This window comes from Agriterribacter sp. (assembly GCF_035444585.1).
GTDB lineage: Bacteria > Bacteroidota > Bacteroidia > Chitinophagales > Chitinophagaceae > Agriterribacter.
Genome location: NZ_DAOMOZ010000041.1, coordinates 1 through 9,794 on the forward strand (window position 1 = coordinate 1; position 9,794 = coordinate 9,794).

Sequence of the window (9,794 nt, forward strand, 5' to 3'; positions counted from 1 at the left end):
TTGGCTGCTGCTATTTGTTGTCTCATTATATGGTTTGTTTATAAAGATGTTCCAGAACTTGTATATCGGCCGGTGTTAAATCGTGCTGCTTTAGCTTTTTCCAGTTGGCAATATGTTCAATTGCCTTATCAAAATGGTATCGCTGCGCATAACCCCAGGTAAAATTGGGCAGGTGCTTTGGAGCAAATCCCTGTCCAAATATATTAGAGGCTATTCCTGCAAAAGTACCGGTATTAAACGAAGTATTAACAGCGCTGCGGCTATAATCACCCATTAATAATCCACATTTTAATCCAACGGCCACACTGTTTTTTTGTCCTTTATTCATATAAACAACAGAAGCATCGTTCCGCACATTGGAATTGGAAGTGCCTGCCCCCAGGTTACACCACTCTCCTATCACGGCATCACCCAGATAACCACCGTGTGCTTTATTGCTGTAGCCCATCATTACGGCATTTTTAATTTCCCCCCCCGCTGTACAATAAGGGCCAACAGTAGTAGCGCCGTATACCCTGGCTCCCATTTTTAATACACTACCCTCCCCTGCTGCAAAAGGCCCGCGGATCGTACAGCCTTCCATGACAACCGTATTCTTTCCCAGGTACACAGGCCCTTCCGATGCATTGATAAAGCAGTGCGATATTACAGCCCCGTCTTCAATAAAAATATTTTCCGGTGCAGTCCATCCAATCATGTTGGCAGCAGGCTGCTGCAACCTGTTTGAGGTGATCAATGCAAAATCACTCCGGATCAGCTCATCATTCAACTGAAAAATATGCCAGGGGTATACCAGCTTTTTTAAAGGGAGATCATATGAAAAGCATTTGCTGAATTTTTCAGGAACAACGGCACCTGTACTCCATCCATCATCACCAGACAAAACTCCTGCAACAACCTCCCCATCTCTAACAATGGCTTCGTTCAACTGCAAATTCATAACAAGCGCTGTCAGATCTTCACCGGCAAAAACAGAGGCATTTACGAATATTTTTTCTCCGTCCGGCAGGTCTCCATATACCGTCTGCAGGTACGGCTCGGTAAGTACATATACTTTATGCTTTGAAAGCTTTTCCCATCTTTCCCTCATTGTAAAAATACCTACCCGTATATCGGCCATGGCACGGGTATATGTAAACGGGTATAGCAGGTTTCTCTGCAATGTATCAAATAATATGATCGGCATGCCGGAAGAATGAATTCAAACGTACATGAAATTTTTCATTCATAAAACCTGCCCGTTCCGGCAGGCGGGTACACAACGGATGTATGGAAAGTTTTATGGGAGCTCCTTTTGGCTAAAAAACAATAATAAATATTCAAGAGAAATTTCCTTTATAATATCTGAAACCCCAAATTTGACCGGGATTTCGGAACGCCAACAAAAAATCCCCCGTTTTTTGGGGGGATCATCATTCGTTTAGACAAAAAATTATTTTTTTGCGTATTTCTTCTTGAATTTATCAATACGTCCTGCTGTATCAACCAATACTTTTTGCCCTGTAAAGAAAGGATGCGAAGTATTGGAAATTTCGAGTTTGATCAGCGGATATTCATTTCCGTCTTCCCATTTGATGGTTTCTTTTGAACCTGCTGTTGAACGGGTAAGAAATGTATACCCGTTGCTCATGTCTTTGAAAACTACAAACCTGTAATTTTGCGGATGGATACCTTCTTTCATGATTATCAATGTTTTAAGGCTGCACGGATTTGGCCGTGCTGTTTAAAAGAAGCGCAAAGGTAACCGGGAACGGGGTAAATGCAAAATTATATTTGTTTCTGCTTTTTGGCTACCCTAAGGTTCAGCACTTCTACAAACACCGAGAATGCCATTGCGAAATAAATATATCCTTTGGGGATGTGCTGGTCAAGGCCTTCCGCTATCAATGAAATACCTATCAGCAACAGGAAAGACAGCGCCAGCATTTTTACTGTTGGATGATGGTTTACAAAATTGCTGATGCTTTCGGCCGAAACAAGCATGATCAATACCGCAATAACCACAGCCGCTACCATTATTTCTATGTGATCCGCCATACCCACGGCGGTAATTACGGAATCAAGTGAAAAAACAACATCCAGCACTATAATCTCTGTGATCACCCTGCTGAAAGAAATGATCCCGGAGTTTTTAACCGCTTTTCCTCCATGACCCTCTACTTTTTCATGAATTTCGATTGTGCTTTTGTATATCAGGAACAATCCCCCCACAATAAGTATAATGTCCCTGCCTGATATTTTTAACTTATCGAACAATACACCCTCCTCCATTCCAAACCATTCGCCTATATTAAAAAGAGGAGAAGTCAGGGTCATTACCCAGCTAATGGAAAGCAGCAACAAAACCCTTGTAATCATGGCAAGCCCTAATCCTATTCTCCTGGCTTTTTTTTGCTGATGATGGGGAAGCTTTCCGGAAATGATAGAAATAAAAACTATATTATCAATGCCCAGAACTATTTCCAGCACAGTAAGCATTACCAGCGAGATCCATGCTTCGGGGTTGGTTAACCATTCCATATTTAAGTGAAATTATCCAAAAATAAGTTCCATAATGTTTGTGGGTTCACGTTTATCATTTTACAAGTTGGCCTTACTCTAAATTACCCGGGGTTTCGCCGTCTCTAACAGGCGCAGGAATGCGTCTAACCCTGCTTTTTTGTTCTCATCAAGCACATAATTGACATTGTACTTGTAGTATTGCTTTAAATCAAACAATTTATAGGGATTTTCCTGCACCACTTCGTCAATATGCATTAAACCGAAGGCGTTGGCTTCGTTAAAAGCGTGTATAAACCCGTCTGGCAGGGGTTTGTTCGCAATCCATGCGGCAAATACAAAGGGCAGCCCAGTGAAATCTTTCCAGGCTTCGCCCAGGTCATAGCGGTATGTTGATCTTGTTCTTTGATCAAATGCCCTGTCGCCTATCACCACTCCTGCGGTTGTGCCTGAAATGCGGCTGCGAAACCCTTCTTCTTTAGCGTCCTCGAACGATGGCGAAACACGCCAGTATTTTTGCAACAGGATCTTTGCCAGGGCTACAGATGTTTTAGACTGGTAGTCGAGCAAAACCCGCTCAATGCGATTTACGGGAACCTCGCTGAACAGGCAAACCGTAGCTACAGGGCCGTTGCACCCAATGCAATAATCTGTAACCATATAATATTCCTTCATTTCAGGAATAATTGCCACGGGTACTATACCAAGGTCCACTTCACCTGCAAGCAGCATTTGCGCCAGGCTGGAAGGATACGTTTCCACGAGGTCTATATCCTCAATAACAGAAGAATGCTTAATACCGTATAAAAAAGGCTTTACATTCAGATAATCAATTATTCCAACGCTTATTTTATTTCTCATGCTCGTTTTCAGTTAAAAAAACCATCCATACAGTTCATTCGGTTCTGATAAAAAACTCAACTTTTTCATGTAGGTTTGCCCGCAAATGTAGGGCAATCCCGTTTTATTATTTCTTCAAATATTATTGAGAATGGATTTATCAGCGCTTACTGCAATTTCACCTGTGGATGGCCGATACAGGAACCAGATTCACCATTTAGATCAGTATTTTTCTGAATTTGCATTGATCCGTTACCGTATTCTTATTGAAATCGAATATTTTATTGCTTTAAGCGAGAAGAAATTCTTTGCACTGAAGCCTGCCCAGGTTAAGTCATTGAGAGCTGTATACCTTCATTTTACAACAGACAAAGCAACGGAAATAAAAAATATAGAAAAGATTACCAACCACGATGTTAAAGCAGTGGAATATTACCTTAAGCGGGAACTGGATGCATTGAAGCTCGGACATCTTAAAGAGTGGGTGCATTTTGGACTTACTTCGCAGGATATCAACAACACCGCTGTTCCGTTGTTGTGGAAAGAATCTTTGGAAAATGAGTATTACCCTGCAATAGCCACGCTCATACTGCAAATAAAAAAATCAGCCGCAAGCTGGAAAAACATACCCATGTTGGCCCGAACACATGGTCAGCCCGCTTCGCCTACCCGTTTGGGTAAGGAGTTTATGGTATTTGCGGAAAGGCTGGGTCAGCAACTGCAATTGCTGCAATCCATTCCCTACTCCTGCAAATTTGGAGGTGCTACCGGCAATTTCAATGCTCACAATGTGGCTTATCCTAAAACAGACTGGATAAAATTTGCCAACGATTTTTGCAGCAAATCACTGGGCTTGCAGCGCCAGCAATTTACCACGCAAATTGAGCATTACGATAATATAGCTGCTCATTTTGATGGCATAAAGCGCATCAACAACATTCTCATTGATCTTTGCCGTGATATATGGACCTATATTTCCCTTGAATATTTTAAGCAGAAGGTAAAAAAAGGAGAAGTGGGATCTTCCGCAATGCCGCATAAAGTAAATCCTATTGATTTTGAGAATGCAGAAGGGAATCTTGGAGTGGCAAATGCGCTGCTGGAGCACCTATCGTTGAAGCTGCCCATATCCCGCCTGCAGCGCGACCTGACCGATTCAACCGTGCTGCGAAACATAGGCGTTCCCTTTGCACACACCATGCTCGCTTTAAGATCTTTTGAGAAAGGTATGGGAAAATTGCTGTTGAATGAAGTGAAAATAAAGCATGACCTGGAACAGAACTGGGCCGTAGTGGCCGAGGCCATACAAACCATTTTGAGACGTGAAAACTATCCCAATCCTTATGAAGCTTTAAAAGCGCTTACCAGGGGCGCGGAAGGCATCAATCAGAAAACCATGCACCAATTTATTAACAAGCTCAATATTTCTTCCTCACTCAAAAAAGAACTGAAATCCATCACTCCCGTAAATTATACCGGGGTGAACCCTGATTTCTAAAATTTTATTACTCTCCCGCCATTTCCATGACGATCTTCCACTCTTTTCCCGTAACGGGTTGTACCGAAAGGCGCCCCAGCTTTACCAGCGCCATATTGGTCAATCGCTTATCAGCCTTGATTTGAGCAAGCCCAACAGGTTTTTTCAGCTTTTTATATGGTTTTAAATCCACTACCACCCATGTATCATCATCGGCGGTCGGATCGGGATAATGTTCCTTTGCCACTTTGGCTATTCCTACAATCTCCAGCCCCTCATTGCTGTGATAAAATAAAACTTCATCCCCTTTCTTCATTGTCCTGAGGTTGTTGCGTGCAGCATAATTGCGTACCCCGTCCCAAAAGGTCTGCTTATCTTTTACAAGCTGCTCCCAGCTGTATTTAAAAGGTTCAGATTTTACAAGCCAGTATGCCATGGTGGTAATATAAATTATAAATTCAAAATAGGAAGAAACAAATAAAGATACAAAGTTCGAAATCTAAAACCCGAAATCCGAAGCGAATGCAATCCTAAATCTCAAATCTGCCCCCTTCCCCTGCAACATGCAACATCACACCTTATGTATCTCGCTGGTATAATGGAACTGTATAGCGGGATTGTTTGCGATCTCTGTATTGAGGAACCATTCGCTCTGTGCGAGGTATACCAGGTGCTCGTCTTTATCAAGCACCACATTGCCGGTTTTAAACCTTGTAAAGTCCTCTAATTTTTGACGGTCGTCCGAAGTTATCCAGCAGGCTTTATAAAAGGGAAGCGAATTAAACTGAACAGAAGCGCCATACTCATTGAGCAAGCGATACTGGATCACTTCAAACTGCAGGTCGCCCACGCAACCAATGATCTTACGATTGCCGCCATGCTGCGTAAACAACTGTGCAACGCCTTCGTCTGTGAGCTGGAGCAGGCCTTTTTCCAGTTGCTTGGTTTTCATAGGGTCTTTATTCACCACTTCCTTAAACAGCTCGGGTGAGAAGCTCGGGATGCCGGTGAAATAAAAATCGGCTCCTTCGGTAAGTGTATCCCCTATCTTAAAATTGCCTGTATCAAACACCCCTACCACATCGCCCGGAAATGCTTCCTCGATCACGTCTTTCTGACGTGCCATAAATGAATATGGGTTGCTGAACCGTATATCCTTATCCAGCCGAACATGGTGATAATATTTATTGCGTTCGAATTTTCCGGAGCAAACCCGTAAAAATGCAATCCGGTCGCGGTGCCTGGGATCAAGGTTGGCATGGATCTTAAAGACAAAGCCACTGAACTTTTCTTCTTCGGGGCAAACTTCTTTTTCTGAAGTTGCCCGGCACAGCGGAGCCGGGGCTATACGTATAAAAGTGTCGAGCATTTCCTTAACGCCAAAATTGTTTACAGCGCTCCCAAAAAATACCGGTGCTGTTTTAGCCAGCAGATAATCCTGTGCACTCAGTTGACCATATACGCCGTCTATCAGCTCAACATCTTCTTTCAGCTGGTTTGCATTCCGCTCCCCTATCTTTTCAACCAAAACCCGGTCGGCAAGATTGGTTATGTGCTCCATATCTTCCTCGCTGGTTTTGGTATGGGGAGCAAAGAGCAGCAGGTTCTTTTCAAAAAGATTATAAACGCCCTTGAATTCTTTTCCGCTGTTGATCGGCCAGGTCATCGGATGAAGCTGTAAATGCAGCTCCTTTTCTATTTCTTCCAGCAGATCAAACGGTAATTTACCATCGCGGTCCATTTTGTTAATGAATACGATTACAGGCGTGTCGCGCATACGGCAAACTTCCATCAGCCTGCGGGTTTGTTCCTCCACCCCGTTCACACTGTCAATAACCAGTATAACGCTGTCTACGGCGGTAAGGGTCCTGTAAGTATCTTCAGCAAAATCCTTGTGCCCGGGGGTGTCCAGCAGGTTGATGAGATTGCCTTTGTATTCAAAAGTCATTACACTGGTTGCCACAGATATGCCCCTTTGCTTTTCAATTTCCATGAAGTCGCTGGTGGCGTGCTTTTTTATTTTATTGCTCTTAACGGCGCCTGCCGTTTGAATGGCTCCTCCAAACAGCAATAGTTTTTCTGTTAACGTGGTTTTACCGGCATCGGGGTGAGAGATGATGGCAAAGGTTTTACGCTTATTGATTTCCGCTGTATATTTCATTGGGGCGCAAAGGTAAGAATATGCGGTTTATTGTCCTACCAAAAACAATGCGTTACAGAACATTAGTTTGCCGTTTTGCCAGAAGTTCCTGAACAGCACGTTGTCGGCCAGGTACACGATATTTCCCCTTCCCATATCCTGCACTCCGTATACCAATCCGTCGTTCAGTTTCTTTTTCAGCTCAGAGCCCACGAAGCCCGCTACCAGGTTGTCTTTTTTGATAACGCCCACATTCCAGCCATCATCAATGAACTCGTACACGTGATCATCCATCTTAAGTGTATAGTAATAATCAGGATAACCAAATGCCAGTGGATGCGTATTGTCTAACTGAACTTTATAAATAGACCCCGGAGTTGTTGAAGAAATAAATTCACGGTCATGGTCACCAAACTTTTTCAACGCAGCATACTGGTCGCTTTTGTCGCCGGTATCATCGTCTTCTTTTTTAAATTTTATTCCGCCGTCGAGTCCCGCCAGTTGAGCCACCGCATTTTCCAGTGCTATCAGCTTACCACCCCTGCTCACCCAGTTTTTTAATTCATTGAAATCTTTGCTGTTCAAAAATGAATACCTGCCGTCTGGCAGGATCAATACGTCTGTCTCATTCCAGTTCATCGTTTTTATATCCCCGGCATTGACAAGTGTAACGGGGTAGTTTAACTCCTTTTCCAAAAAAAACCAGACTTCGCCTGCAGCATTAGGATTCACCCCTTCACCTGTTAGGAGCACGATCTTTGGCGCTTTTATATATTTTACATTTTCGCTGCCAAAATCATATCCCGTGTCTACAAATCCGCTGCTTACCGGTATTGCTTCTATGTTTTGTGCATTGCATGCATGTGCAACCATATTCCAGAGGTTATTGCCTGAAGCCCCATTCGAGGTTTTTAATACAATTATGGATCCTGCTTTAAAATGGTGTCTATCCAATTCAAAATCTTTCACCGCATAACGGAGCTTTACTCCTTTTTGCATAAGCCCGGCTGCCGCTTTTGCACTTTGCATGCCTTCCCATGGAATAACATAACCGTAAGTTTCAGCGGCTTTGTTCACAACGGGGGATGGTTTTTTGTATGTTTCTGCAGTCCCCGGCTTTGCTTCTAAAGCAAATGCCTTTAAGCCAAATACATAAGGTAATGCCCATGCCGTGATGTCATAAGTGGCAGAGTCAACCAGCTTCGATCCGGGTTCAAACAGTACGCTTATGAGGGTAGACCGGGGTTGTATGCTGCTGATCACAATATCGTTCTCCGTAATTGTAAATGACTCTTCCTTACCCGAGAAATAATTATAGCCTTTGGCATTCCCTTTGGAAGAAACATATTGGATATTGTTCTTATCAAGAAGCTCCGTCAGAGCAGCCATGCGCTGATCAGCGCCCGGCTCGTTTTTAATTACGTACGCTTTATATTTCCCGGCTCCGGTTGTAACCGCATCGTTAAAAAATTTTCTGAATTCCCTGATCAGCCTGCCTGCGTTTTGTGAAGCTGTTTCAATGGTGCTGAGAGCGGAAGTATAATGATGCATTACCCTGTCTGCAAGAGTGAGCGTATCGCCTTCTTTTTTATAAGCGCCCAGTCCTGAAGCGGGTCCCCCACCCTGCTCATAGGTCATTCCTATTGCGCCGCTGTAAATGGGATAGGTATCGCCGTAAGAGGGATAATACAAATCAAAAATTTCTTTGGTAAAAAACAACCAGCCATTGGCATCAAAATATTTTGCATTGTTTTTGCCAATGCTTACCTGAAATGCTCTTTGCCATGGAGTAATGAGCTCATGATACGGTTGTGCCGCGGGGGCAAAATAATAGGGCGCATTGATACCCTGTTCGTGAAAATCTACGTGTATCTGGGGCAACCATTGCTGGTATAGTTCCATTCTTTGCTGCGATTCATACTGGGTTTGCCAGGCCCAGTCGCGGTTAAGATCGAAATAATAATGATTTGTACGCCCCCCCGGCCATGGCTCACGATGCTCCCTGGCATACAGATCGGGGTTGTAATTTTTGCCCACCACGCTGTTAAACCAGTTTACATACCGGTCGCGTCCATCCGGATTTATGCAAGGGTCTATCACAACTATGGTGTTCTTCAGCCAGGCTTTGGTTTGGGCATTGGCGGGATTGACCAGCTCATACAAAGTGAGCATGGCTGCTTCGGAAGAAGAGGCTTCATTGCCATGTACATTATAGCTGAGCCATACAATCACCGGTGTGTTTTCTGCCGGCGCCGTTTTATCCCCGGCAGAACCGGCAAGACGAAGATTATTGTTACGGATATTTTCCAGGTTGCTTATATTATCTTCCGATGAAATAAACGCTGCTACCAGGGGACGTCCTTCATTGGTTTGTCCGTATGGTTGCAGTTTAACAACAGATGGTAAAGCGGCTGCTACATGGTTAAAATAATTGATGATCTTAAAATGAGGTGTGTATTGCGTTCCGATCTTATACCCTAAAAAATCATCGGGCGCCTGAACCTGCGCAAAAGTGCATATATGGCCTGCAAAAAAAAGAAGCAGGAAAGCCAAACGTTTTATCATGAACCGTAAATTGATGAAGCAATTTAAGAAACCCCGGGCATTAACCATAGGATTGCCCGGAACAGTGCGTCAAAATTCTTTAGTAACTTCCATCCCAACAAATTTCTGATGAAGAATTCCATCTTTTTTCTTTTGGTTTCAGGTACTATGTGCTGCCAAACAGGCTGCCGCAACCAGGCGGTCAACGCTTCGTTCAATCCTTTCAGCTACTCCGTTCAAAAAATGATCCGTTGCAGCAATGGAGCAGTCGTTTCTGCGCACCCTTTGGCCAGC

Annotated in this window: 8 protein-coding genes; 1 reads left to right on the forward strand and 7 read right to left on the reverse strand. The window is 43.6% G+C overall.

Annotation, left to right across the window (positions count from 1 at the left end; all coding sequences use genetic code 11):
* Positions 1 to 25: 25 nt before the first annotated feature.
* The 4 genes from PLH26_RS06655 to PLH26_RS06670 all read right to left on the reverse strand — a co-directional run bounded on the left by PLH26_RS06655 (position 26) and on the right by PLH26_RS06670 (position 3,360).
* The gene (locus PLH26_RS06655; protein WP_324585220.1) at positions 26 to 1,186 is read right to left on the reverse strand and encodes a putative sugar nucleotidyl transferase; all 1,161 of its coding nucleotides are present in this window, start codon (positions 1,184 to 1,186) and stop codon (positions 26 to 28) included.
* Positions 1,187 to 1,432: 246 nt separating this feature from the next.
* Complete coding sequence (locus tag PLH26_RS06660; protein ID WP_324585221.1) at positions 1,433 to 1,681, reverse strand: type B 50S ribosomal protein L31; 249 nt, start codon at positions 1,679 to 1,681, stop codon at positions 1,433 to 1,435.
* A gap of 86 nt (positions 1,682 to 1,767) precedes the next feature.
* Positions 1,768 to 2,520, reverse strand: coding sequence for a TerC family protein (locus PLH26_RS06665; protein WP_324585222.1), 753 nt, complete (start codon positions 2,518 to 2,520; stop codon positions 1,768 to 1,770).
* A gap of 78 nt (positions 2,521 to 2,598) precedes the next feature.
* Positions 2,599 to 3,360, reverse strand: a complete 762-nt coding sequence (locus PLH26_RS06670) for a menaquinone biosynthetic enzyme MqnA/MqnD family protein (protein WP_324585223.1) — start codon at positions 3,358 to 3,360, stop codon at positions 2,599 to 2,601.
* A gap of 130 nt (positions 3,361 to 3,490) precedes the next feature.
* Here PLH26_RS06670 and purB point away from each other — a divergent pair, with 130 nt between their 5' ends.
* The gene (gene purB / locus PLH26_RS06675) at positions 3,491 to 4,837 is read left to right on the forward strand and encodes an adenylosuccinate lyase (RefSeq protein ID WP_324585224.1); all 1,347 of its coding nucleotides are present in this window, start codon (positions 3,491 to 3,493) and stop codon (positions 4,835 to 4,837) included.
* 7 nt (positions 4,838 to 4,844) lie between these two features.
* Here purB and PLH26_RS06680 read toward each other — a convergent pair whose 3' ends face one another.
* The 3 genes from PLH26_RS06680 to PLH26_RS06690 form a co-directional block, all read right to left on the reverse strand.
* Positions 4,845 to 5,252, reverse strand: a complete 408-nt coding sequence (locus PLH26_RS06680) for an EVE domain-containing protein (RefSeq protein ID WP_324585225.1) — start codon at positions 5,250 to 5,252, stop codon at positions 4,845 to 4,847.
* Between the two features lie 135 nt (positions 5,253 to 5,387).
* Positions 5,388 to 6,977 carry a peptide chain release factor 3 gene (locus PLH26_RS06685; protein WP_324585226.1) on the reverse strand — a complete coding sequence of 530 codons (1,590 nt, stop codon included), beginning with the start codon at positions 6,975 to 6,977 and terminating at the stop codon, positions 5,388 to 5,390.
* 27 nt (positions 6,978 to 7,004) lie between these two features.
* Positions 7,005 to 9,521 (reverse strand): M14 metallopeptidase family protein, encoded by a 2,517-nt coding sequence (locus PLH26_RS06690; protein WP_324585227.1) that lies wholly within the window; start codon positions 9,519 to 9,521, stop codon positions 7,005 to 7,007.
* Positions 9,522 to 9,794: the final 273 nt, after the last annotated feature.